Genomic DNA, 23,553 nt, shown 5'->3' on the forward strand with positions numbered 1-23,553 from the left:
AAGTTGACGAGGGTCATGCGGCCACGCCCTCCAGCCGACGCGCATCCGAGGATGACGGTTCGCGGACCCAGATCTGGTCGTCGATGTGTTCGGCCAGCCGACGTGCCGTGGCCAGCAGCGGCATCCACTCGACGGCGTCGGGATCCTGGCGGGTGTGCGACCACGCGGCGACCCGCTGCCGCAGGCCTCGTGGACCGGTGACCTCTCCCCGCAGGAACGCCGCGCCCGTGGTGTCGGTGGGCATGCTCGCCCACACCGGGTATCCGGTCTCGGCGGTGATCTCGTCGGCCGAGAACCGGCTGTCGCGCACGGCCAGCCCCACGCGCGTGCCGCCTTCGGTGAGAGCGTCCAGGACATCGCGGCAGCGGGCCACCCGGTGGATCTGGGAGGGGTCGTTGCCGGTGACGTTGACGATCGCGGCGTCGGCCTGTGCGAGCAGGTGCGCGCCCGCGGTACCCGGCATCACGCGGCCCAGGTCCAGCACGGTCACCCCGCCGAAGAGGACCTGGATCCTGCGGGTGAGGGCCACGACCACGGCGGCGGCCTCGTGCGCGGTCGGCGGCGCGGCGACGACCCGCAGCCCGCCGGGGAGTTCGCAGGCGTGGCGGAGCAGGACCCGCCGAGTTCCCTCCTCCTGCACCGCGACCGGCCCTGAGGTCGCCCGCACGGACACCGTCAGCGAGACCAGGCCCGGTCGGCCGGTGATCCGGTGCCACGTGGCCAGGTCGCCCCCGCTGACATCAGCTTCCACCAGCACCGGAACGGTGAGCGGACCGGCGGGCCACAAGGCCGCCAACCCCGTCGCCAGGGTGGTGACCCCTGGAGCACCCGAGAACGAGCACACCGCGATGATCATGCGTTTCCCCTCGTCGATCCGTTGTCCTACTGCCCGGGTGTCAGCACCAGGCGCGTCCCCGGCTCCCCCACGACCCGGGCTGCCTCCGCGACGTCACCGACGTCCACGAGCAGCTCGATGACCTGCGAGCCGCTCAGCTCCCCCTCGTCCCCCACCGAGTGCAGGCGCGCGGGTATCGGCTCGCCGCCGTCGTCCTCCTCGACGTCCTGGCCGCCGACGATGAGCAGCGGCGCACCCTCGCGCGCGGAGGCCGGGAACATCCCGGGTGGGGCGTCGACCGACATCACGGCCTGTCCGGGGCCGGGCCAGTCGGAAGCGTCGGCGAGCATCGGTTCCGTCAGGACCGTCCCCGCGGGGACCGGCACCGCCGCCGTCGCGCCGATGACGTTGTCAGCGGGGACCAGTTCCAGGTCCTCCACGCCCAGGGCGTGGACCACCCGCACGTCGGTGTCGCCCAGTACGTCACCGGCTGCGACGTCGGTGGCCGTGACCAGCATGGGGACGCGCTCCCCCTCCTGCGCTGCGGCCCAGGCGGCGACGATCCCGCCCAGGACCACGACCGCGACCCCGGCGAAGGGCCGTTTCCACCCCCGGCGGCGCACCGGTGCCAGACGTGATTTCCCTCTGATCCGACCGTTTATGTGGGGTTCGTTCACCGTCGTCGTCACGTTTCCTCCGTTCTTCCGTTCGTGGAGTTGTCAGCCGTCGGTCACCAGGGCGTGGACCTCGCGCACCCGGACGCCCCTCGACGCGCTGGTCGTCAACGGGTCCAGGGATCCTCCGCCGCCGGTGGTGGTGGTCCACCGCACGGTCCACGTGAGGGTGGCCGTGACGGGGAACCTCCCGTGCGCTTGGTCGGTGGAGGCGCGGGTGTAGGTGTGGCCGCAGTCGGGCGAGGGAGCTCCGGCGTCATCGAAGCTGGCGGAGAAGACGGTGCCGGGGCCGTCGCATTCGACGACTGTGCCGTCTCCCATGTCCCACAGGAGGGTGTCCGGGGTGGCGGTCACCGTCACCGAACCGGACGAGACCGACGCCGTGGCGCTGACCGGTTCCCACTGGGCGCCGTCCACCCAGAGCCAGAGGGGGAAGTGAACGATCGACGTCGCGTCGAAACCGGGTGAGGCGCCGACCGAGAGCCGGGGAAGCGACATAGAGGCCCGCGTCCGTTCGGCGAGGGCGCGCGGGCTGATGGTCTGCTCGTCGCTGTCCGATGCGGGCGCCACCCACGCCGTGCAGGTCCACACCGCCTTGTCCTCGCCCTCCTCGCATGATGGTTCGGAGGAGGTATCGGCTGGCGCGCCACCGTTCCCGGATCGCGAACCACCTCCGGAGGAACCGCCCTGCTCCTGGGACTCCGCGAAGGCTGTGCAGCCGGTCGCCTCGCAGGAGACATTGCCCTTGAAGTCCGCGTCAGTGGGAAACGGGGCTGCTGGAAGTGGGGCGACCAGCAGGTGGGCCAGAGATCCGACGGCCAGGGGGCGCACCAGGCTCAGCACGAGTCATCCCCCCACACCTGCATCTCGGTGACCCACCAGGAGAAGACGTCGCGAGTGACCTTGGCATCGATGCGGACATTGTCTGATCGGGGTTCGGACTCCCCGACGGCCCTCCAGTCACCCGCGCCCTGACAGTCCCTGATCACCACCGTGGTCGGATCGTCGGTTGGCTCGGCTGAGATCACCTCGGGTGCGGGAACAGGCTCGCCCTCCATGCCGTAGCCCGCATCGGCCACCCCCTGGACACCCTGTTGCGCCAACTCCAGCGCCTGGCCGGTGGCGTGTTCCGCCAACTCCGGGTGGTCCGGGTCCATCTCCTCCGAAGCCAGCACGATCGCGCCCCAAAACCGCAGGTAAACGGCCATGGCTTCGTCCTCTGGAGTCACCTCCGAAGGTTCCGTTTCCACTGGGGTTGTTGAGGATTGAACGACTGGTTCGGCGTCCGTCGAACTCTCGACGGAGCACCCCGACATGAGGACAAGACCCAGAGCGGGCAGCACAAATCCGCGCAACACCAAGAAGCACTCCTTTGAGTGATTAACTCATCACTCTTAGCGATCATGGTGAACGTAGCTCTTCGAATGCCCTATCCACAAGCGGTTTCGGACAGCTCGCCAGCGAAAGGTTGTGGACAAGATCACAGAACCGGGATGTCCAACTCGGCATCCTGCGAAAACACGGTTGGATGCGGAGGAGGGGCAACGGTCTGGCACCTCCCTGAGTACACGAGATCGGGCGGCACCCACCGTGGGCACCGCCCGGTCTCTACCAGGGTCAAGCAACCAATCAGCGTGCGAGGACGAACCTCCCCAGCCCGTCCGGGGCCTGGTCGGAGGCGACGTTGAAGGTCGCCCACACCCCGATACCGAGTTCAGGGCCGCCCGGTCCCACCGGGTAGTAGCCCCATTCCTCAGCGAGGATGTCGACCAGCGCCAAGCCGCGCTGCCCCTCGGCCATGTCCCAGTCCTCGACGGTGCGATCGGTCGGGACGCGCGGCAGGCTGATCCCACCGCCTTCGTCAACAATCGCCAGCCACAGCGTGGCCGGGGTCGGCATCGCCAGGGCGCGGAGGAACTCCGATCCATCCGGCGCGTACTTGACGGCATTGGCCGCCAGCTCGGCCGCGCACAGCTGTACGGTGTCCACCAGGTCGGAGTCGAACCCCGTCAGGTCAGCCGCCAGGTCACGGCGCACCAGGCCCACCTGAGCGAGGTTCGCGGTGTAGACGCGGTGGTCCCACCAGGTCACGGCGCGGACAGGTGGTGCGAGAACGGTTGCGTTCATAGTCTGCCCCCTCAGCCGACGGTGTTGAGGTAGGTGCGGATGACGGCTGCCAGGTCACCCAGGTCGTCGGATACCCGTTCCGTCGGCGCTGCCAGGAGGTCACCCTCGGGGATTCGGGGCCGGGGGACCTGTGGCCTGGGGAGCATATAAGGACGGACGAGCGCACCTCCGGTCTCGTCAGGGACATCGTTCTCCGACGCTGCCAGCTCCTGCGCGCTGCTCGTGCTCGTGTCCGGTGTCTGGGGACGGGGCGGTTCAGGCGACGGGGTGATCGCGACCGGTTCGCGTCTCGGCGGGTCGGGGACGAACACGAAGGCCAGGGCAGCCGCCAGGGCCGCCGCGGCGAGGGCCCAGAGCTGTCCCGCGAGGGTTCGATGCCGCCTGCGGTGGCGGCCGGTAGTGTGGTGATCCACGGTCATCCTCCTGCTGCATTCAGGTGGTTGATCACGCCCCGGCTCGGTGCTCCAACACCGATCGGGGCATCTTCGTGTCTGCCGCTGAGGCGGGTGTCATTGGCCCGGATCGGGCTGCGCTTCCCGCCGTGGCGGCACGTACTTGGCGGCGTTCAGGCGTCCAGGTCGCGGTGGGGGTCGATCAGCGCCCACACGGTCAGCTGACCGCCCCGGAAACCGGTCCACCACCACTTCTCCGCCAGCGCCGCCACCAGGCGCAGCCCACGTCCGCATTCCTCCGCGTCGTCCACATGGTCAGCCAGGGTGGGCACGGTGATCGGGCGCAGAGCCCGGGGACCGTCGTCGGTCACGGAGACCAGGACGATCTGGCCGGGCATGACCTCCACGGTGACCTTGACCCGCCCGCACCGGCCACCCGAGGCCGAATGCAGGACGGAGTTGGTGACGAGCTCGCTGATCACCAACTCGACCGGGGCGGTCTCCGTCTCGTCCAACCCGGTGGCCCCCGCGCACCAGGTTCGGGTCCGGCCGACCTGCTCCGGGGTCCCGTCGAAGTACGCGGCGGCCACACCCGGACGTCCGCTTCTCACGCGCATCGGCAGTCCCGCCACAGCTCGACGATCCTCGTTCTGACCGCACCGCGGCCGAGGGCTGAGGCACCCATCGGGCGGCTGATCTGGGGCTGGTGCGTTGGAGTGGCTCATGGCTGGATCTCCTCAGTCGCAAGAACGCGGGAACGCGCGTGACCACATCGCGCTCCCCCGGACCGGCGCACACGCCCCGGAAGCACCGAACGTGACACCGGAGGCACTGAGCGCTGACATTGATGATGCACCAGGGGAAGTTTCCTCGCAATAGCCTTTTGGAAATTTCCAAGAGATCTTCTGAACATGTCCGCGAGGAGACGGGACAGAGGGATACTGGGGAGGACGGAGTGTCACATGACCCGCAGGAGGGACCGCCCCATGCCCCAAGAGCAGCACGGCCCCATCGCCAGCCGCCTACTGCTCGGCAAGGCGCTCCAGCAGCTCAGGGACGAGGCCGGACTGAGTGGGGCCGAGGTCGCCAAGCAGATGGGGTTCGGGGCGGCCAAACTGTCGAAGATCGAGCGAGGGCAGGCCGCGGTCTCCAAGGCCGACCTCCACCTGTTCTTCCAGGTCCTCAACGTCAGCGACGACGTCCGCCCCACCCTGATCGAACTCGGAGCCCAGTCCCGACGGCCACGGCGCAACCGCACCACCACGTTCGAGCAGGAGCTGCCCGGCAAGAACTTCGAAAGGTACCTGGGGCTCGAGGAAATCGCGGTCGGTATCAAGGACTGGCATCCCTACCTGATCCCGGGGCTCCTCCAGACCCCCGAGTACGCCCGTGGCCTGATCTCCGCCAACCCGTTGCTGCTTCCCGACCAGGTGGACCACCTCGTCCAGCTCCGCATGGAACGCCAACAGGCGTTGCACCGAGAAACCGACCCTCTGCAGCTGTGGTCGATCGTGGAGGAGTACGCGCTCCGACGCGTCCTCGGCAGCGAGGAGGTCCGCGACGATCAGCTTCGCCACCTGCTCGCGATGGGGCACAAGCCCAACGTCAACATCCAGGTCGTCCCGGAGTCCGCCGGCGCGCACGCCGGGCTGGACGGCGCCTTCGCGATCCTCGACGCCGGGAACCACCTACCTCCCGTGGTCTACATCGACAGTCGAGGCATGAACACCTACGTCGAAGGCGTGACCGAGCTGGCCGTCTACAAGGCGACCTACGACCACATCCAGTCCGCCGCGCTCTCACCGGTACAGTCAGCCGAAGTCATCACGGCGATTCTGGAGGGCACCCGATGAGATGGACCAAGTCCAGCTTCAGCAGTACAGGGGCGACGTGCGTCCAGGTCCGGGCCCCGCGCGCGGGCGTGATCGAGATCGGTGACACGAAGAACCCCACGGGCCCCACGCTCACCGTCCCCAACGACGACTGGGGGTACTTCCTCGACCGGGTCGCGCGCGGCACCACCGACTTCAGGCGCCTGCGCGCCGAGTTCCTCCCCGACGGCGGTTTCACCCTCACCGACACCGCCGAACCAGGCTCCCCCGTGCTCGTCTACACGAAGGCCGAGTGGGACGCCTTCAAGCTCGGGGTCGACGCCGGAGAGCTGCGCATCGGGAACCCTCGCGGCGTGCTCGTCAGTTGACACCATTCGGAAGACATCCGACCGGTTCTCAGAGAAGAATCCGCGCACAGTGGCCAGTCCGTCCACCGACACGTCGCGCGGATCCGTCGTCTCTGAGGACCAGCCGGCTCCTCACGGTCACGGCTCTTTGCCTCTCTCACCCGTCCTGTCCTCCTGGTCCACGAGTTCCACCAAGCCGTGGATGTTCGCTCGAGCGAACTCGGCCAACTGCGATGGGAGGAGTCGGAGAGTGGAGAGCGCCTCCTGCGTAGCGGGAATGGCGACCACCTCGTAGGTACCGCGCCCGGGCTCGACGAACTCGGGCCCGTTGCGCGCGGCCAGGTCCATAGCGGTCAACCGGGCCGCGAAGACGTGCTGGAGGCCGACGCCGTGTTCAAGGTCGTCGGTGACGAGGAAGACTTGGTGGACCCGGTCGATCTGTCCTCCGAGTTCCTCCAGGACCTCACGGTGAAGGGCGGCCTCAACGCTGCTGTCCTCAGGCCCCACCCCACCACCGACGGCGACCCAGTAGGGATCCTGACCGGGCTTGGTGCGCTTGATGAGGACCAAGCGCCGCTGGCCGTCGAACAGGAGGGCTCGGGCGCTCTGCTTGACGATCTTGTTCACGTTCACTCCTTGTCAGGTTCGTTGTCGATCCAGGCCAAGAGTTCGGCGACAACCTGCTCCGGCGCCATCCGAAGACTCTCCAACGTCACCGACCGGCATCGCTCCCGGGGAACGTTGGCGAGAATCGCTGAGCTGAACAGGTCATATGCTTCCTCACCGGTCAGCTCTCGACCATCGCGTCGGAACGCGAAACGGTTGCGGGCCAGTGACTCCGCGACCTGTGCCCGGGGGCGTTCGATGTGGATGTAGCGGATGATCGGCCCGAAGAGCTGTTCAAACTGGTGGACCCTGAACGCGTTGAAGGGCGACTTGGTGAGGAAGCTCGGCCTGCCGAACACACGGGTGTGGGCGCTGATCGCGTCCCTGAGCAGCCGCTCATCACCGATCTCGGCGGGGAGGATCTCGTAGGTGTGGCCTGCAAGGTGCCGATAGGTCGGTAGGGCCCTGGCGTAGACGTCCTCGGCTTCGTAGGGCATGACCAACCCCGGGATGATCCGTGTGGATTTGTTGTCAACGAGCAGGACGTCGCCGGGCATCAACTCGAACAGGCGCCTCTGCGGAACCCCGAGGTTTCGTACCGGCCAGGCCCAGCACGTCACGGTGGTGAAGTACGCGAACCGGCCTCGTCGGGCCAGCAGGTTGTACAGGTGACTGGTGCCCGAGCGCGGTGCTCCGAGGACACAGACGACCTGCCGTGGCCTGACCGGAGCCTCCGTTCCCGAGCGAACGAAGGGACGTCTGACGCGGAGCTCGGCGTCGACGTCGATCCCCTCCGTGATGGGGATGTCGGGTTCGAAGGCAAGAGGGACCCCGGTGCTCCGAATGCTGTTCAGGCAGGCGGTGACGTACCGCTGGGTGGCTCGCCGTGGAACCCGCCCCTCGATGAAGCGTTCCTCCAGTACCTCCGCCAGCACGTACTGGCGCCTGTCCTCGCTGAACCGGTACATCCTCATGCGGAACAAGGCCAGGTCGATCCCAACAGGGTCCGGGTGTTGGAGTTGCTCCAGCAGATCAGCGTTCATCTCTGATGCCTTCCTGGATGCTCGAACGTGCTGGGCGTCAAGGACGAACCTCCGGCCACGGGTACCAATAGCCGTTGCGACCGGCGTAGCGAGCGGTGAACAGTCCGTGGATCTCCATCCAGTCGCCGAGGTCGCTCCGGGAACAGGTGCCCGCTGGGCCTCCCGTGCTCTCGACGGAGTGGCGATAGGAGTCGAGCACCCGCGTGTAGAGGGAGTTCGTGAGCGGGCCGTAGGTCATGGCCGCACTCACCAGGAGCTTGGCGAGGTCGTAGCCGAACGGGGCAAGGGTGAGGTCGTCGAAGTCGACCAGGGTGATGTCTGTCCCGTCGACGAGCACGTTTCGAACGTTGCAGTCCTTGTAGACCGCGGCCGGGCGGTCGGATGCCTCAGCGATAGCGGCTGCGGCGGTGTCATGTTGGCCAGTGCTGATGCTTCCCTCACGCCGACGTCGGTCCAGCCACTCCAGGCGCGGGCGAACGAAGGAATCCAGCCACGGAGCACCCGGGGTTCGGAAGGAACCATCCAGCCGAGCCTCGTGCAGTTGGCGTTCGAACGCCACCGCGTGGAGGCGCCCGAGCAGCGCCGCGACAACGGGCAGGTCCGCGACTCGGCAGTGCTCTCCACCAACGTGTCCGAACACGAGCTCATCGGGGAAGACAGCGAGTAGAGCGGGGACCGGAGCCCCCATATCTCGGAGCCAACGGTGATGGGACACCGCGGCCCTCGACCTGATCGGATCCCAGTACTCCTTGGTGAAGGTCTCACGCATCCGGGACTCCCACCAGGTAGGAGACGGTGGACGACGCGACAAGAGGAGTGGGGCACCCTCGACGCCGCAGTTCCTCGGCCAAGGACTGGTGGTCAAAACCGATGTTGTCGGCGAACACGTACTTCGGAGTCGTCACCAGGTAGCTGGCCAGATGTTCCAGCGTCTCGAACCGGAACCGGTGTTCTTCGTGCAGGACCTGTCGGACCTTGAGAACGGGAGCCGTCAACGTGAGGATGTTCCCGCTGTGCGCCGCTGTGTACAGGCTGGGGTGATCAGCAATATCGGAGGCCATTCCGATATCGGCGATCACCTCGTCGAGTTCGCTGTAGCTGTCCTCCGACTTCGTGACCGCGATGAACGCACCCCTGGTGTTCAGACAACGGCTGATCTCCCTGATAGCGGCGGTCGGGTCGGACGAGTGGTAGAGGCAGAACGCTGCGATCGCCGCATCGAAGACGTTCGACCTGAACGGCAGCCGGTGGAAATCAGCGGAGACCACGGCCCGCTGGCCGCCGTGCGGAAGCCTCGATCGTGCCGTGGCGGCGAGACCGGGTGACAGGTCCAGTGCCACAAGGGACGCCGGGCCCAGACCGGCCAGTGCGCGGCTGGTCGTCCCTCGTCCGCACCCCGCGTCCAGGAGCCGTGCGTCGCGGACCGGAACGGTGAGCCAGGTGTCGAGGAGACGGGACAGGACATCGACAACCGGCGTGCCGCTGACACGTGCCCTCAGCAAGGCGTGAGTTCGTGAGGCCAGCCGGTCCGGCCCGGCGTACAGCCCGCCCCGAACCTGATCCGGGTCGAGGAAGGGATTAGTGAGAGGCACGAGTGGCCTCCCACCCGGTCAGCCTCCGGTGCCCGCTGTCCGGATGATCTCGTCGACGAGCCGGTTGGCGGCGCGACGCGTACGAACAATGTGCACGTCCGCGTGCGTCCCGTGTTCCAGGATGAGCTTGCGGACTCGCGGCCCCATGGTCCTGCGGAAGTTCCACACGTACTTGATGAAGCCCCAGTGGATGCGGTCGTAGACCCCGGTGGAGTCGTTCTGTCCGCCGCCATACCTGAGCCGTCGCTGCGCGATCCCGGTGAGGCAGGTGATCGGGCTCAGGTCGAGGAAGATCACCGTTGTGGCACGGCGAAGCCGGATCGGCAGGGTGGAGGCGAAGTTCCCGTCGATCACCCAGCGGTCCTGAGCCACCAGGTCCTCTTGGATCGCGGCGAACTTCTCCTGGGGCAGGGTGTTCCATTCGTCGTCGTAGTACAGGACGTCCAGGTGGGTCAGCGGAGCATCCAGGCCTTCCGCCAACCGACGGCCGATAGTGGTCTTGCCACTTCCTCCACAGCCGATAATCGCGATCCTCATGGGTTCCGACGCTACTCCAGTGGAAGCCGTGTTGTGACTCGATCAGGACACGCACCGTCTCACTTCCCGGCCTGGGTGGGCGCCTCGGCGAGGAGACCCCGGTCGAAGTCGAAGCGCACGTCTCGGCCGTGTCCGGCGACCTCGGCACAGGACAGGTAGACCCTGCCATCCGGAGCGATCTCCAGTTTCTCCACGACGCCCTGAGGAGCGGGACAGCGTTCGGGCAGGAGGATGTGACTGTTCACGTACATGCCGGTGAGGTTCAGATCCGCGAGGTCCTCGTGCAGTCGCCGTGTCTGGTCCCAGGAGACCGGCTGCAGAGCGGTTGTGAGGACGTTGCCGACCTCTCGCAGCCGGTGCAGGATGAGTTCGCGGGCACCCAGTTCGTGGAGTCGGTGGGCGAGCCCCGGAACGGTCGCGATGTTCTGCGCCGTCAAGGTGCACGTCGCCCCGAAGGGGAGCTGGTTCTCCTTCGCCCAGGTGAGGGTGTCGAAAACCGCTGTGAACGATCCCGAGCGCCGCATCCGATCGTGCGTCTCCGCGGTGCCGCCGTCCAGAGAGACTCTCAGCAGGTCCAGGAAGGGGAGGCAGTCGGCGAGGACCTGGCGGCGCTTGTAGGCGTTGGTGCAGATCTCCGTGGTGAATCCGAGGTCCTTGGCGGCGGCCAGCAGTTGGGGGAGATCGGGGTACAGCAGGGGTTCGCCACCGAGGAAGCACACCTGTCGGCAGGCGAACCGGCTGGAGAAGTACTCCAACGCCCGAACCGCCTGGGAAAGCTGGACCACGTCGGGTCGGTCCAGGTCGCTGCCGTGGTAGCAGTGTCCGCACCGGAAGTTACAGCGGAACAGCAGTTCCAGATACAGCTTGTCGACACGGCTGACCCCGGGCAGGGGATTCGCCGCCACGTTCGGGGGCATCAGCGTGCTCCTTCGCTGTCGGTGACCGCCGGTTCGAGGACGGACTCGATGACCGGCACCTGGTGGGAGAGCCGGAAGGGTTCCAGACGGTCCAGGCAGTCGGCGATCAATCGGGCGTGGCGCGCCGTTCCGGCGATCCGTTCAAGGTGTTCGATCAGCCGGGCGACTCCGACGCCGTCGGACACGACGAGTTCCTCGGGGAGGACCTGGTCGATGCCGCGCATGTTCGAGGCTCCGATCGGGAGGCATCCGGCCAGCACCGCCTCGAAGAGCCGCTGGGTGAACTGCCCGCACTCCGCGTACCGCTCGGGTGCGAGCAGCATGGTGGTGAGGGCCCTTCGGTGAAGCGGTTCGATCTCGGAGAACTGTCGCCGTCCCAGGAAGGTGACGTGCGGCCAGGAGTCGGTGCGTGGCCACTTCCCCACGACCACGTGACGATGGCGCTTCGCCGCTGGAGCGAAGAAGCGGTCGAAGGCGGCGTCCCGGTCGTACTGGTTGCCCGCGTAGACCAGTGGAAGGTCTCGGTGGGCCTTGGCGAGAAGTTCGGGGTCAGCGGCGTCCATGTGCGCGTCGTGAACGGGGAAGAGAAGGGATCGCGCCCCGTCGTTCGGGAACAGCGCCGCTTCGCACACCATGATGTTGGGGAGCGACCGGATCGGGTCGTCCTTCGCCAACCGCAGGTCCTTGTCCCACAGCAGAGTCGGCAGGCCCAGGCCGCGCACGTAGGCGCGGATGAGGTCCTCCTGACGGTGCAGGTCGCAGGTGTGGCCGGGGCTGGCGCACGAGGTGACGTTCCGTCCGGCGATGGGCCAGCGCCATTCGAGCAGGAGCGCGTCGATCGTGGGTAGACGCTCGTCCCAGGTGTACCGGCCGGTGAAGTCCTCGCCAGCTTCGACAAGGTCACGGTTGGGTTGGAGGAAGACGAGGTGGTGACCGCGATCGTTCAGGCCGTCGACGAGTACACGCCGGTGGCTGCGCCCACCATCGGGCGTATCCGTGACGCCGTTCCCAAGGAAGCCCCAGAAGCTGTAGCCGATCCTCATGCCTTCTCCACCCACCACTGTTCGAGCAGCAGCGCGTCCAGGCCCGAGGTCTCCAGGCAGTCCAGGGCCATCTCGGGGGTCCCGCAGATCGGTTTGCCCTTGACGTTCAGGCTGGTGTTGATCAGAACGGGCACGCCGGTCAGCTCCGCGAAGACGGTCAGGACTTCGGCCAACAGTGGGTTGTGTCGACGGGTCAGCGTCTGGACCCGCGCGGTGCCGTTCCTGTGTACGACGGTCGGGATCGTCTCCCGTGCCAGCGGAGTGACTCCGCTGGCGATGGACATGAAGGGAGACGGTTGTCCGAGGGTGAAGTAGTCCGCCGCCTTGTCCTCGAGTACCACGGGGGCGAACGGGCGGAACGACTCTCGGAACTTCACGGTCGAGTTGAGACGGTCGACGACGTCAGGACGAAGCGGAGAGGCCAGAATCGACCGGTTTCCCAGCGCTCGGGGTCCCGCCTCCAACCTCCCCTGGAACACGCCCACGATCTGACCATCGGCCAGTCGTTGTGCGAGGTGACGAGCCGGGTCGGTGACCAGATGGGCGGACAACCCCTCACGCGGTCGGCTTCCCAGTTCGATTCCCGGATAGGCCGGTCCGAGATAGCAACGACGTGCGGCCCCGCTGGCCAGGGTTCCCGTCGTGTCGAGGTGGTGAGCGAGCGCGGCCCCGGCCGCCGTACCCGCGTCTCCCGGCGCGGGCGGGACGGAGACCTCCTCGAATCCGCTTTCGCGGACGATCGCGCCGATCGACAGGCAGTTCATCGCCACACCACCGCCCACGCACAGGAGCGTTTCCCCGGTCAGAGCCCGCGCCCTGCGTGCGAGGTGGACCATCACCTGCTCGGTCCGCTCCTGGAGTGCGGCGGCGAGGTCAGCGTGAACCCTTCGCAGCGCGCTACCTGGGACACGGGGAGGACAGGTGGCCGCGACGAACGCAGAAGACAACCTGGGGTATCGGCTGGAGACGACCCGGAGTGGGAAGAGACTCGGGTCGAGGGCGAACCCGTCCCCCGTCGTACGGATGCCCTTCTGGAAGAGGCCGCGGTAACGGGCGGGATCGCCCAACGCGGCCAGGGCCATCACCGTTCCCTCCTCGTCTCCCCGGCGCCATCCCAGGTGCTGGGTGACCGCTCCGTAGGCGTATCCGAGGGAGGCGGGATCGCTGATCAGGGCCACAGGCTCGTAACGGACACCGTCACCCTCCAGACGCGCGCGGGCGATCGAGGTGGTCGTGGTCTCGCCGAGGGAGTCGACAACGAGCACCGCGGCGCTCTCGTACCCGGACGCGGCGAACGCGTAGATCCCGTGGGCGCGGTGGTGTTCCACGCCCACGACGTCAGCCTGTGGAAACCTGTCCGCCAGGTTCGCGAGCCGTTCGGTGGCCCGACGGTGCACCTTCCTGAAGCTGTTGGCCCGGGGTAGGGCCCTGCTCCGTGTTGAGCTCCGGAGGAGGTGGGAGAGGCTGGAGAGCACTCCTTCGCGGTAGAGGCCCGGCTGGAAGTTGTACGCGACCGAGGTGATCTCGCTAGCCGCTACGTCCGCGTGCTCCAGGAGCCAGGCGATGGCGTTTCGTGGGAAGGCTCGGGTGTGCTTCTCCCCGTTGAGCCGTTCCTCCTCGACCAGGCCGACGAGCTTGCCGCCGCTGAGTAGCGCGGCGGCGGAGTCATGAGTGCCCGAGCACAGGCCGAGCACCAGGGGTGGGCGTGTCGACACCGTTCCTCCTCTCGTTCCTGCGGCGGGTGAGGTGGTCGTACCAGGTGGTGAGGTCCTCTCCGAGGGCTCCCGGGATCGCGAGGGCCAGGTTCCGTGCCTCGCCGTGGTTTCCGGCCTTCCAGAGCTGGTAGCTGTACATCGTCCGGGCGAACTGGTCCCAGGCCGCCGGCAGCGGCGGACCGCCTGTTCTCGTCCGCGCCAGGGTCGTGTCGAGGTCCTCCCAGGCCACCGCGAGCGGTGCGCTCCTGGGTGAGGGGTCAGGGGCCGTAGGCAGTTGGAGGGCGGCGTCCCAGTGCTCGGCGTACAGGTGAAGGGAGTCGACATGGTGGTGGTACTCGCCCAGCTCCGCGCCGATCCAGTGGGCCATCAGCTCGTGCAGGACCGAGAACGTGAAGACGTCGTAGCAGAAGCCCAGCCACAGGTCCTGGCTGCGCATGGTGGTGTGCATCCGCAGTCGCCCGTCGCGAAGGAAGAAACGGAATCCCAGAGTGCAGGGGACGTCCTTGTTCGGGGCGGAGTCGAGGCCAGGGTCGTAGAGCTGGATGACGGCGCGTCGGGTGTCGGGATCCTCCAGGAGAAGGTGACGGACTCGGTCCAGTTGGTCGATGACACCGCCCCACCGACGTAGCCGAGGGCCGTAGGCGCCTCGGAGCACACCGTCGTCCGCGAACTCGGCCAGGCGGCGGTTGTAGTCGAAGATCCAGGCGTCGTCGCTACCGGAGAGGATCCAGACCGCTTCCGCCACCGCGAAGGCGGGGTTCAGGATCCTGATCGGTGGGGCCGAGATGAGTCGGCGTCGGGGATCGCGCAGGAGAAGATGCGCTCCAAGGACTTCCCTGGTGGCTCCTCCCCGAGGAGCAACGGGGTTTCCCTCCGACATGACCGTGTGCGCCGCGACGGAGAACAGTTCGTTGGCTGATGCGGCTTCGATCGAGATCACCGGACACCTCCTGCCGCGACCTCGCCCACAGTGGAGAGCGCCCCTCGCGTGCCCTGCGTTCGGTACCACCCCCAGTGAGCGGTGATCCCCCTGATCAGGTCGACGCTGGGCCGGTACCCCAACAGGGTGGAGACCGCGCTCAGGTCCGCTTGGGAGGCGGAGACGTCCCCCGGTCGGTCGGCCACGTACCGAACGGGGATCGGACCCTCGACCACGGACTCGGCCACTGCCAGCACATCGGAGACGCTGGCGCTCTGAGGCCCGGCCACATTGACCACCTGGGAGCTCGGCAACGCACGCGTACCGGCCAGAACCGTCGCCTCGACGGCGTCGTCCACGTACGTGAAGTGCCGTCGCTGCCGCCCGTCGCCGAACACCGTCAGCGGACACCCCGTGTACGCGGCTTCGAGTACGCGGGACATCAGCATCGTCGGGCGCTGACGCGGGCCGTACACGGTGAAGTAGCGGAGAACGCAGGCGTCGAAGCCGGAATCCGAGCGCTCGGCGTAGGCCAGAGCCAGACGTTCGGCGGCCAGTTTGGAGACCCCGTACGGTGACACCGGGCGGGGAGGGTCCTCAGGAAACGAAGGTCGACCCGTCACCGAACCGTAGACGCTGGACGAGGACGCGACGACCACCCGACGGACACCCGCTGTCCGGCACGCTTCCAGGAGCCGCTGCGTCCCGAGGACGTTCGCCTTGACGTAGTCGCTGAACCGACTCCCCCACGATTCCCGGACCCCGCTCACACCGGCGAGGTGGAAGACCGTGTCGACGCCTTGCAGCGCCGGGGCAAGATCGTCTGTGGCCAGGTCGCATCGCTCGAACACAAGGCCGGTGCCCAAGGCAGAATCCACCTGTTCGCCCATCGCATCGGCTACGTGTGTCACGGGGATCCGGTCGAGCCCCACGACCCGCGTTCCCTCACGCACGAGACGTTCCGCGAGGTGGGATCCCAGGAAACCGCTGACCCCTGTGACGGCGACGCTTTTCGATCGCTCGGCACACATCATCGGCACCACCGCATTGATGTCGGCACCTGAATCACTGGGGCGCTTCCTCCTTCGCTGAGGTCCATCCATGCCTTCACGGCTGTCCACGGAGTCCGGACCTGGAATCGCGCGGATACCGCTGCTTCACCGGGCCCGCGCCGCCGTGGCTCACTTCTTCAATCTGGTGGCGCTCGCTGGCCCGAGTCGAGATGCTGAAGCGGACACCACTCGTTGTCCGCTTGGGTACTCCTGGGAGGTGCCGTGATGCCACAACCCCTGAAGACACTGCGACCAGGCCGCTCAGCAAGAGACTGGTTCGGCGCGGAACTGCGCCACTGGCGTCTGAAGCGTGGCCTGACGCAGGCGGAGCTCGGCCGACAGGCGTGGACCAGCGGAAGTCTGATCGGCAAGATCGAGACCGCCGAGCGTGACTGCCCGGAGGAACTGGCGCGGAAGCTCGATGAGGTCCTCGACACGGGAGGAGTCCTCGGCCGCGCCCAGGAGCTCGTCAGCAGTCGGCGGCCAGCGATACTGGTTCCTGCCCCGCGTCACGGGTTCGCGCTGGTGGAAACCGGTACCACGCAGAGCCTGTGGACCTGGAATGGGGAGGCCTCGCCCGGTGAGAGCGCCTCGCTCGAAGCCCTTCCGGGTTCCTTCTTCGGAGGAGCCACGGTTGAGGTGGGAGTCCACCACGCCTCACGCGGTTCAGGCCATGTCCTCGTCGAGACGCCGGAGGATCAGTCGGGCGCGGACCACCGGCCTCGACTGCTGATCGGCCTCAGCGATGGAGACGACCGGCGGATGGTCGCACTGAACGAGCGACGGGCTCGGAGAGCGCGATGGGAGGGGCGACACAGCGGGGACCGCGTCCGGTTACGCATCCCTGATGCCTACGTGCTCGACGATCTCACCCTGGGCGTGCTGTGGGCGGTCAGTTCTCTGGACAGTGCGCTCCTCTACGACGACGCGCTGATCACGGAGCTGGGAGAGGAACTCGACGCGTTCGCGGCCTTTCGCCGCTCCTCCGCGGGGCGGGACATGGTCGCCGGACTGACCGCGGTTTCCCAGCTGTGGGTGGGCTCGGATTTCTGCGCCCGCTACATCCTTCAGCAGTCTGAGCGGCTCACCTCGGCACCTGACTTCTGGACCCGGGAACGCAGCGGAGAGGAGGCCAGTACCTGGCTGCTCTTCGCCCACAAGCACGATTACCTTCGGGCCCTCTCGAACCGGTTTCCGTCAGGCGCCACGCGATCGTTCTGCCTTCCCGAAGCGGCGGTGAGCAAGGCACCACGAGCTGAACGGATCCTGTTCCTGCTCACCGCGGCTCTCATGGAGTCCTTCGGTATCCGGGTTCAGGTGTCCGACGAACCGGCCTATGGGGCTGTGGAAGGTTTCGTGCTCGATCCTGGTGAGCAGGCGATCGTCGCCAACTGGCTCGGTTCCGACGGTGTCTGGCACGTGGACACGACGGACAGCACGTCGACGCTGCGCGAGTACATGGATGTCACAGGATACGCACGCGCTCACTCGGTGATCAGCGCTGACACGTCGAGGGGAAGACTGTGTTCCCTCGCTGAGTATCTCGAGGTGAACTGGGCGTGGTTGGTTATCCCGGTGTGCCCAGATCGGCGCCTACGGGTTCGCTGGATTGGCTCCTCCGTCCAGCCGGTTGCTGTCCACGGCCGGTGTCGATCGTGCTTGCCGGTTCATCGGGCGAGCGGGTTCCCCCGGGCGTTAGGCTGCCCCTCACAGACCCTGCGGCGAAGGGAGAGTCGTGCTCGCGAAGGAGTCCCGCCCTCGGGTGGCGGTGTACGGACTGGGCGGGACGATCGCCATGACCTCCGACGGGTCAGGAGGGGTGGTTCCGGCCCTGTCGGCGGCCCAACTCGTGGCGGCCGTACCAGGACTGGCCGAGACCGGTGTCGACATCGAGGTCGAGGACTTCCGACGGCTTCCCGGCGCCTCCCTGGGCTTGTCCGACCTCACCGATCTGGCTGCGGAGATCGACAAGCGCCTGGCCTCGGGAACGGTGGACGGCGTCGTCGTCACACAGGGCACCGACACCATCGAGGAGACCGGCTACCTGCTCGATCTGTTCCACACCGCCCCGCAACCGGTCGTGGTAACCGGAGCGATGCGCAACCCCACCCTGGCCGGGGCCGATGGTCCCGCGAACCTTCTCGCGGCCGTGCAGACCGCCGCCCATCCGAGTGCTCGGAACCTGGGCGTCCTGGTGGTGCTCGCTGACGAGATCCATGCCGCCAGTCGGGTCCGGAAGACCCACGCCACGAGTGGGGCCACCTTCCAGTCCCCCAACGGCGGCCCGCTCGGCTACGTGGTGGAGGGAACCCCGCGCCTGCTCAACCACCCCACGGGGCGCGCCACGCTCGACCTGTCGAATCTGGGTACGGGACCGTGTGTGGCCCTGGTGACGGTGGCGTTGGGTGATGACGGCTTGCTGTTGGAGGGCTTGGCTGAGCGGGTCGACGGCGCGGTCATCGCCGCGTTCGGTGTCGGCCACGTCCCGCAACACCTGGTGCCCGCACTCGAGGACCTCGCCGACCGCGTTCCGGTGGTGCTCGCTTCCCGGACCGGCGCTGGAGCCGGACTCGGGGCTACCTACGGGTTCCCGGGCTCTGAGCAGGATTTGTTGGAGCGGGGGCTGATCCGGGCTGGGTTCTTGGACCCGTACAAGGCGCGCGTCCTGCTGTGGGCGTTGTTGGCCACCGGCCATGACCGTTCCGGCATCACGGAGGCCTTCGCCTCCGCTGGTGGCTACTCCGACGCCTAATCCTCACCCACCCCTCAAAAAGATGCGGAAACCGACGTGCGTAGCCATGAACTGACCCAGGGACGGACCTTCGGCCTCGTCTTCGACCACGGTGAGGACTTCTTCTCGTCTCTCTCCGAGTTCTGCCGAGACAACGACGTCCGCCAGGGCTACATCCCGGTCTTCATCGCTGGGTTCGCTCACGTAGACATCGTCGGCACCTGCGAGAAGCTCACCGACCCGGCCGCGCCGGTCTGGTCGAAGGTCCAACTGAACAACGTCGAAGCGCTGGGCGGCGGCACCATCGCCTACGACGAGACCACCGACACCATCTCCCCCCACATCCACGTCTCCGTCGGGCTCAAGGAGCACAGCGCGACGGGTCACACCAGCCACCTGCTCGGCGCCCAGGTCCAGTTCCTCACCGAGATGGTGCTCATTGAAGTCGCGTCACCGCAGATGCACCGAATCCGTAAACCGGACCTCTACGACGTGCCGCTTCTCCGTTTCGGAAGCGACGGCTGAAGCCCGCGATGTAAGTGCTTCAGCCCTGACGGCTCCCGCACGGCGGTTAAGGCGTACAGGTGCTCCCACTGAAGTTGCGAACGTCGATCCCACACGTCTTCGAAAGCGAACCCTCCCGTGTCCGACACCCCCTACGTCCCACGCATGTTTCCTGTCTCGGTGAAGGGCGTCGTCATCCGCGACGGCCGGGTGCTGTTGTTGCGCAACGAGCGCGATGAGTGGGAGCTGCCTGGCGGCAAGATCGAGATCGGGGAGACCCCCGAGGAGTGCTTGGCCCGGGAGATCGAGGAAGAGACCGGTTGGCCCGTGCGGGTGGCCGAGATCCTCGACTCGTGGATGTACCACATCACCCAGGTGGACCGGCACGTCTTCATCGTCACCTACGGATGCCATGTGGACTCCCACGCCCCGGTCGTGGTCTCCAGCGAACATAAGGAGGCCGGACTGTTCGCCGAAGCCCAGGTGCCGGAACTGCCGATGCCCGAAGGCTACAAGCGGTCGGTCCTGACCTGGTTCCCTAGATCGCGCACATAACCAGGTCACCCTAAGGATGCCGCACGCGCTATCAAACTCTGCTGGGACGCCTACCCCGCCGTTCGTCATGACCTCCGAATCCCGTTTCAACACTTGCATCCAAGACCTGGAGGCTGAAAGACGGTGCAGTTCTCGTGACCGTGGAAGGGCACGGGCGAAGGACAACCCAGGACCGTTCATGTGGATCGTTCTCAGCGTTGTGCTGTGTCGAGTCCGCCCAGGTGTAAGGGAGATGGGCCGTGCCAGTACCTGGCGACCGACCATAGACCACCAATCGAAAAATATCGCGCCTGAGACTCGAATATTTAAGAATATCCCTGCACCCCAGAGAGATGAGACCATGCCAGAAAAACGAGGATTGTTCGATGGATTCGAGGCCCAGAGAACACCAAAAGACAGTGACTACAATGCAATATTCAGAAACGGCTTGGTCATCCTAGACACAAACGTACTACTTGACCTTTATCGCATGAATGGCCAAGCTCGCACGGACATGCTAATCGTACTCAAAAGCATCTCGGAAAGAATATGGGTCCCACATCAAGTCGTAACCGAATTTTGGCGCAATCGACAAAGCGAAGAGCTAATCTCCTACCACGACAGAAAATCTGAAACCGCAAAAGAGATCCTTCGCTCTTCCACGGACAGGGCTAGAAGAGCCCTCGATGAGTGGGTTAAAAGTGTACATATCGGCGACAAAGTCGATATTTCTGCACCTATGTACGAAAAACTAGATCAAGCGCGAATCTTGTTCGGAGAGATCGGGGTCCTGCTTGACGAACAAGCCAAAAAAGACAGAGTTCCAGGAATAAGAGACACTAACACAGACCCAGTGATACATGAGCTCGAGCGGTTGCTTAACGAGCGCGTAGGAACCCCCTATGACAATCATAGACTCACTGAAGAGATTAGCAGAGCCAAGGAACGGGCTGACCACCAAGTCCCACCTGGGTACATTGACTTTGAAAACGGAAAGAAAGGCGACGAAGAGGCCGCTGGAGACTATCTGGTATGGCGTCAGATTCTAGACCAGGCACAAACACGGAAGATGGATACTCTATTCGTCACCCGTGATCTCAAGGATGATTGGTGGAGAAAGGCTTCTGCCAAGTCCATGCGGCTTCCTCGTGTCGAACTTGTTAATGAATTTAGGGATCTGGTGGGCAAGAGTTTTTTTATGGTCGAACCTAGTGTGTTAATGCAGAAGGTTAGCACTGCATTCAAGCTCGAGGAGAAAGTTAACCAGGACTCTGTTGCTACTTTGAAATCCTTCGAGTCAACGGAAGACAATGAGGCAGACGTAACCTCTCCTGGCTCAGGGGCACGCCATCGTCTCGCTCAAGTCCCCGGCGGTCGAAGCACCGACTACATTGAGACCATTTGGTCGATGGCACGACTCGTCGATGAGAATCCCAAGATGGACGACTGTATTAGAGCGTTCATGCAGTCCTTCCCCAGTGTCACTCTGGCACCTGAAGCTCGCCGACGCCTCATGAACCTTGTATCACTTGGATTCGCTATTGTCCATGGGAATCGCATATCCCTTACAGAATCAGGCGAGAAGTTCTTGGAGGCTCGAGACACGGAGCTTCTATACAGGTTGTTCATGGAGAGAATCGAAGGAGCCTTCGAGGCTCGCAATCTACTACGCGACGGCGCCACCATATCAGAAATTAAAGATTCATTGACAACACACCCTAACCTGGAATTGAGTCCAACCCAAATTGATTTGCTGCTAAGATGGATGGGAAAACTTGATCTTCTAACAAGGTAGGATTTCTTAATTCACAGCACATTTCATATAGTCCCGAGAAATGGATCTTATTCCAAGGACTTGAGTGCCTTGCAGGGGTGGCACAACTTGAGGAGCATCAGCAACATCGTGTCTCTGTCCGTTGCGTAGTTTACGAAGGCCCGGCGGAGCAATAATATTTCCCCGCCGGGCCCTCACGTTCCTCTCATACTGCCAACTGACCTCAGAGGACGTCCTTGATCTTTGTCAGATACTGCTCGGTGAAGCTGCCCCACCACTTTCGCAGTTCCTTGTACTGGTCGACCGGGGTCTCGTGCATTGACTCGGCCTTCGCGTACGCCACAAGGAGCAGGGTAATCGCTTCGATGGCCCGGCGCGCTGTGGCTGAGGCATTCGGTCCAGTGCCTGTGCCGCTCTTCTTGGAAAGCTCCTGGAGAGGCTCGTACATCTCCTGGTAAAAGAGGTGCCGCTCGTTCAAGCGGATGATCGTCTGGCCCTTGAGGTGCGTGAGGTGGAAGAGATCGTCCCCGGGCACGTCCACCGTCTCGATGATAAACGGGAGGTCTTTGATCTCCTGCTTGTAGGCGTCCTTCTCTTCTTTTGTTGCATTACGCCCAGCATCCTTTGCCAGGTTTTCGTACTCCTTCTCCTGCTGGACCGACGTGGGTGTCTGCTTGACTCGCCCCTTGGGCATGGTGCGGTCCGCGTTCTTCAAAGCCTTCGTAATAGACGCGTGCTCGCCTGCCTTGACAGCAGTCTTGCGGGTTTCCTCGCCCCAAACGCGCTGGATCTCCTCTCGCGCCTTCGGGATGATGCTCGCAGCGATCTCGCGCAGCGTCCTGCGAAGTTCGTCGGCCGGTACGGCGCCCCGCTTGACATTGCGAACACCCATCATGCGGTCAAGCTCAGGGGTGAAATAGACCTCGAAGCCGATGTACCGGTCCGGGGTCTGAACTCCTCCTGGGAAAAGGCGAGCCACAGGAGTGTAGCTGATCTCGCGCTCGAGTCGCATGAAGCTGATCGCGCCCTCGTTGTCCGGGACTCGTAGCTTCTTGGCGAAGCTGTCACCACCCGCGCCCTTGAAGCGCAGTACCTCGGGTGGTGCCAGAGCGATGACGACACGGATCTTGTGGTCAGTGCCCTGGACCTTGACTTCCTCGTTGAAGAACACCTGCCCGGGGTAGTGCCGCTCCTCAGGAGAGGCGCCGCCGGTGTGTGCAAGCTCCTCCGTCAACATGTGGTCAGCCCAGGTGCCCTTGCGGAGAAAGGTCGGGTCGTGCGGCTTCAGGTCCGTGTGGTCGACAGTGATCCGAATGCCACCGCACAGGAACTCGCGGAAGATACGGGCCAGCTCTTTGTTCAGTTCATTGCGTACGTGATCCGGCGTGCTCCTGCCGTGACCGTCAGACACGCGGTCGATCTTCGACCACGTCACCATGGTGCCGGAGCCCTCAGGAAAGTAGACCTCGAGGTGAGGGGGGAGTGGCTCATCATCGGGCGGGTAAACCCCAACCTCTTCGCCGCGCTTCTCCGCCTCGATGCCCTCTTCGAGGTCGAAGGAGATGTGTCTGATGTTCTCGCTACCCTCGTTCCGGGACCAGGCGTCGATTCGCATGCCGGCACTGAGGCCAGCCAGCTTCGCTCCGATACCGAACTTCCCGATCGTCTTGTCAGACATGAACCTCTTCGAGAAGCCAAGCTGCAAATAGTGCTGGAGTGTCTCATCGTCCATACCCTCACCGTCGTCGATGACGGAGACTTGGGTCAGCGTTTTCTTACGTCCGACCGTGTCCTCTTCGGTGATGATCTGGATGTGGTTTGCACGGGCCTCGATGCTGTTGTCGATCACTTCACCAACAGCGGAAGGGAAGTTGTGGCCGGACTCTCGAAGGCTGAGGAGGGCCTGACCGGAGAGAACAATGGGTACGATGTCCAACTTCTCCGAAGTCATGATGTGCTCCTAGTTTCAGAGTTGCGAGGTCCCGGAAGCGTGCGGCTGAACGCTCGAATGACAGCGGATTCGGGGCAGAACGGGCATAGTCGGCCGGTTCTTGCCGGGCTGGCAGGGTGGATTTGGTTAGCGATCAATTGACCCATCGCCTGGTACTGGTGGTACCAGTACGACTCGATGGCGTAGGCCTGTTGAGGGTTACGGGCGGGTGCGACAACGAAGTGAGTCGCACGTCCTCGGTGAAGATGGCGCGAGAGCCTTCGACGGAGACAGGTGTCGGATCGTCCCACGTACAAGGGACGAACGCCGTACTGGTCGTGCTCCACCAGCAGGTAAGCGCCTATGGTTCCTGTCGGTACCTGCAGGTTCACGACACCTCGCGTGAACTTAAGAGCGAGACGGTGGGTGCCTTGGTAGGGAGCAGCTAG

General features: G+C 65.1%; 24 protein-coding genes and 1 pseudogene. 7 read left to right on the plus strand and 18 right to left on the minus strand.

Features of this window, described 5'->3' with window-relative positions:
* Window positions 1-13: 13 nt before the first annotated feature.
* From AB0I72_RS03130 to AB0I72_RS03160, 7 genes are all read right to left on the minus strand, one after another.
* A complete protein-coding gene (locus tag AB0I72_RS03130) occupies window positions 14-856 on the minus strand; it encodes a hypothetical protein (RefSeq protein WP_358562348.1) in 843 nt (280 codons plus the stop codon).
* Window positions 857-882: 26 nt separating this feature from the next.
* On the minus strand, window positions 883-1,458 hold the full coding sequence (locus tag AB0I72_RS03135) for an SAF domain-containing protein (RefSeq protein WP_358562351.1): 576 nt from the start codon (window positions 1,456-1,458) through the stop codon (window positions 883-885).
* A gap of 96 nt (window positions 1,459-1,554) precedes the next feature.
* Complete coding sequence (locus AB0I72_RS03140) at window positions 1,555-2,352, minus strand: hypothetical protein (protein WP_358562354.1); 798 nt, start codon at window positions 2,350-2,352, stop codon at window positions 1,555-1,557.
* A complete protein-coding gene (locus AB0I72_RS03145; RefSeq protein ID WP_358562357.1) occupies window positions 2,346-2,717 on the minus strand; it encodes a hypothetical protein in 372 nt (123 codons plus the stop codon). The genes AB0I72_RS03140 and AB0I72_RS03145 overlap by 7 nt, the downstream gene beginning before the upstream one ends.
* Before the next feature lie 421 nt (window positions 2,718-3,138).
* Window positions 3,139-3,636 carry an ATP-binding protein gene (locus AB0I72_RS03150; protein ID WP_358562360.1) on the minus strand — a complete coding sequence of 166 codons (498 nt, stop codon included), beginning with the start codon at window positions 3,634-3,636 and terminating at the stop codon, window positions 3,139-3,141.
* Window positions 3,637-3,647: 11 nt separating this feature from the next.
* Entirely contained in the window at window positions 3,648-4,049 is a 402-nt protein-coding gene (locus AB0I72_RS03155; RefSeq protein WP_358562363.1) for a hypothetical protein, read from the minus strand.
* Window positions 4,050-4,201: 152 nt separating this feature from the next.
* Complete coding sequence (locus tag AB0I72_RS03160) at window positions 4,202-4,645, minus strand: ATP-binding protein (RefSeq protein ID WP_358562366.1); 444 nt, start codon at window positions 4,643-4,645, stop codon at window positions 4,202-4,204.
* Window positions 4,646-4,990: 345 nt separating this feature from the next.
* Between AB0I72_RS03160 and AB0I72_RS03165 the strand changes: the two genes are divergently transcribed.
* The gene (locus tag AB0I72_RS03165; protein ID WP_358562369.1) at window positions 4,991-5,881 is read left to right on the plus strand and encodes a helix-turn-helix transcriptional regulator; all 891 of its coding nucleotides are present in this window, start codon (window positions 4,991-4,993) and stop codon (window positions 5,879-5,881) included.
* Window positions 5,878-6,228: a DUF397 domain-containing protein gene (locus tag AB0I72_RS03170; RefSeq protein ID WP_358562372.1), complete on the plus strand. Its 351-nt coding sequence runs from the start codon at window positions 5,878-5,880 to the stop codon at window positions 6,226-6,228. Before AB0I72_RS03165 ends, AB0I72_RS03170 begins: the two co-directional genes overlap by 4 nt.
* 117 nt (window positions 6,229-6,345) lie before the next feature.
* Here AB0I72_RS03170 and AB0I72_RS03175 read toward each other — a convergent pair whose 3' ends face one another.
* The 10 genes from AB0I72_RS03175 to AB0I72_RS03220 are packed head-to-tail and all read right to left on the minus strand — an operon-like array spanning window position 6,346 to window position 15,682.
* Complete coding sequence (locus AB0I72_RS03175; protein WP_358562375.1) at window positions 6,346-6,834, minus strand: NUDIX domain-containing protein; 489 nt, start codon at window positions 6,832-6,834, stop codon at window positions 6,346-6,348.
* Between the two features lie 2 nt (window positions 6,835-6,836).
* The gene (locus AB0I72_RS03180; RefSeq protein ID WP_358562378.1) at window positions 6,837-7,856 is read right to left on the minus strand and encodes a sulfotransferase; all 1,020 of its coding nucleotides are present in this window, start codon (window positions 7,854-7,856) and stop codon (window positions 6,837-6,839) included.
* A 37-nt stretch (window positions 7,857-7,893) separates the two neighbouring features.
* Window positions 7,894-8,625: a phosphotransferase gene (locus AB0I72_RS03185; RefSeq protein ID WP_358562381.1), complete on the minus strand. Its 732-nt coding sequence runs from the start codon at window positions 8,623-8,625 to the stop codon at window positions 7,894-7,896.
* A complete protein-coding gene (locus AB0I72_RS03190; protein ID WP_358562384.1) occupies window positions 8,618-9,448 on the minus strand; it encodes a class I SAM-dependent methyltransferase in 831 nt (276 codons plus the stop codon). The genes AB0I72_RS03185 and AB0I72_RS03190 overlap by 8 nt, the downstream gene beginning before the upstream one ends.
* Before the next feature lie 18 nt (window positions 9,449-9,466).
* Window positions 9,467-9,985, minus strand: a complete 519-nt coding sequence (locus tag AB0I72_RS03195) for a topology modulation protein (protein WP_358562387.1) — start codon at window positions 9,983-9,985, stop codon at window positions 9,467-9,469.
* 59 nt (window positions 9,986-10,044) lie between these two features.
* Window positions 10,045-10,902, minus strand: coding sequence for a radical SAM protein (locus tag AB0I72_RS03200; RefSeq protein WP_358562390.1), 858 nt, complete (start codon window positions 10,900-10,902; stop codon window positions 10,045-10,047).
* Complete coding sequence (locus tag AB0I72_RS03205) at window positions 10,902-11,945, minus strand: hypothetical protein (RefSeq protein WP_358562393.1); 1,044 nt, start codon at window positions 11,943-11,945, stop codon at window positions 10,902-10,904. Before AB0I72_RS03205 ends, AB0I72_RS03200 begins: the two co-directional genes overlap by 1 nt.
* Window positions 11,942-13,660, minus strand: coding sequence for a carbamoyltransferase C-terminal domain-containing protein (locus AB0I72_RS03210; protein WP_358562395.1), 1,719 nt, complete (start codon window positions 13,658-13,660; stop codon window positions 11,942-11,944). Before AB0I72_RS03210 ends, AB0I72_RS03205 begins: the two co-directional genes overlap by 4 nt.
* Window positions 13,611-14,600, minus strand: coding sequence for a thymidylate synthase (locus AB0I72_RS03215; protein ID WP_358562398.1), 990 nt, complete (start codon window positions 14,598-14,600; stop codon window positions 13,611-13,613). Before AB0I72_RS03215 ends, AB0I72_RS03210 begins: the two co-directional genes overlap by 50 nt.
* On the minus strand, window positions 14,597-15,682 hold the full coding sequence (locus AB0I72_RS03220) for an NAD-dependent epimerase/dehydratase family protein (RefSeq protein ID WP_358562811.1): 1,086 nt from the start codon (window positions 15,680-15,682) through the stop codon (window positions 14,597-14,599). Before AB0I72_RS03220 ends, AB0I72_RS03215 begins: the two co-directional genes overlap by 4 nt.
* Before the next feature lie 174 nt (window positions 15,683-15,856).
* On the opposite strand from AB0I72_RS03220, the pseudogene AB0I72_RS03225 reads away from it, so the two are divergent.
* The 5 genes and pseudogenes from AB0I72_RS03225 to AB0I72_RS03245 all read left to right on the plus strand — a co-directional run.
* Window positions 15,857-16,018: pseudogene (locus tag AB0I72_RS03225) on the plus strand (helix-turn-helix transcriptional regulator); the annotation flags it as partial.
* A 1,348-nt stretch (window positions 16,019-17,366) separates the two neighbouring features.
* The gene (locus AB0I72_RS03230) at window positions 17,367-18,383 is read left to right on the plus strand and encodes an asparaginase (RefSeq protein WP_358562401.1); all 1,017 of its coding nucleotides are present in this window, start codon (window positions 17,367-17,369) and stop codon (window positions 18,381-18,383) included.
* A gap of 36 nt (window positions 18,384-18,419) precedes the next feature.
* Complete coding sequence (locus AB0I72_RS03235; protein ID WP_358562404.1) at window positions 18,420-18,887, plus strand: DUF296 domain-containing protein; 468 nt, start codon at window positions 18,420-18,422, stop codon at window positions 18,885-18,887.
* A 144-nt stretch (window positions 18,888-19,031) separates the two neighbouring features.
* Window positions 19,032-19,421, plus strand: a complete 390-nt coding sequence (locus tag AB0I72_RS03240; RefSeq protein ID WP_358562407.1) for an NUDIX domain-containing protein — start codon at window positions 19,032-19,034, stop codon at window positions 19,419-19,421.
* A gap of 340 nt (window positions 19,422-19,761) precedes the next feature.
* Window positions 19,762-21,195 (plus strand): PIN domain-containing protein, encoded by a 1,434-nt coding sequence (locus AB0I72_RS03245; RefSeq protein ID WP_358562410.1) that lies wholly within the window; start codon window positions 19,762-19,764, stop codon window positions 21,193-21,195.
* A gap of 202 nt (window positions 21,196-21,397) precedes the next feature.
* Here the strand turns inward: AB0I72_RS03245 and AB0I72_RS03250 are convergent, their stop codons facing one another.
* The gene (locus tag AB0I72_RS03250) at window positions 21,398-23,125 is read right to left on the minus strand and encodes an ATP-binding protein (protein ID WP_358562413.1); all 1,728 of its coding nucleotides are present in this window, start codon (window positions 23,123-23,125) and stop codon (window positions 21,398-21,400) included.
* Between the last annotated feature and the right edge of the window lie 428 nt (window positions 23,126-23,553).

This window comes from Nocardiopsis sp. NPDC049922, from assembly GCF_040660275.1.
Taxonomy (GTDB): Bacteria; Actinomycetota; Actinomycetes; order Streptosporangiales; family Streptosporangiaceae; genus Nocardiopsis.